The 827-nt window shown below is 63.7% G+C and carries 1 protein-coding gene; it reads left to right on the forward strand.

Annotated elements, in window-relative coordinates; translation table 11 throughout:
- Positions 1–827, forward strand: an 827-nt coding sequence (locus QMX79_RS20805; RefSeq protein WP_282248468.1) for an elongation factor Tu, incomplete at both ends; no start/stop codon positions are given.

Raw genomic sequence — 827 nt, forward strand, 5'->3', positions numbered from 1 at the left:
TTCAAGGATTACTCCGCGATCGACGCCGCGCCGGAAGAAAAGGCCCGTGGCATCACGATCTCGACCGCACACGTCGAATACGAATCCACCGAGCGTCACTACGCCCACGTCGATTGCCCGGGCCATGCTGACTACGTCAAGAACATGATCACCGGTGCTGCCCAGATGGACGGCGCGATCCTGGTCTGTTCGGCTGCTGACGGCCCGATGCCGCAGACCCGCGAGCACATCCTGCTGTCGCGCCAGGTCGGCGTGCCGTACATCGTCGTGTTCCTGAACAAGGCCGACATGGTGGACGACGCCGAGCTGCTGGAACTGGTCGAAATGGAAGTCCGCGAGCTGCTGAGCAAGTACGACTTCCCGGGCGACGACACCCCGATCATCGCGGGTTCGGCCCGCCTGGCGCTGGAAGGCGACCAGAGCGAGATCGGCGTGCCGGCCATCATCAAGCTGGTCGAGGCGCTGGACACCTGGATCCCGCTGCCGGAACGTGACGTGGACAAGACCTTCCTGATGCCGGTGGAAGACGTGTTCTCGATCTCGGGCCGCGGCACCGTGGTGACCGGTCGTATCGAGCGCGGCGTGATCAAGGTCGGCGAAGAAATCGAAATCGTCGGTATCCGCGACACCCAGAAGACCACCGTGACCGGTGTGGAAATGTTCCGCAAGCTGCTGGACCAGGGCCAGGCAGGCGACAACGCCGGTCTGCTGCTGCGCGGCACCAAGCGTGACGACGTCCAGCGCGGTCAGGTCCTGTGCAAGCCGGGTTCGATCAAGCCGCACACCGAGTTCGAAGGCGAAGTGTACGTGCTGTCGAAGGACGAAGG

The sequence above is a fragment of the Stenotrophomonas sp. PS02300 genome, assembly GCF_029959395.1.
GTDB classification, from domain to species: domain Bacteria; phylum Pseudomonadota; class Gammaproteobacteria; order Xanthomonadales; family Xanthomonadaceae; genus Stenotrophomonas; species Stenotrophomonas maltophilia_AD.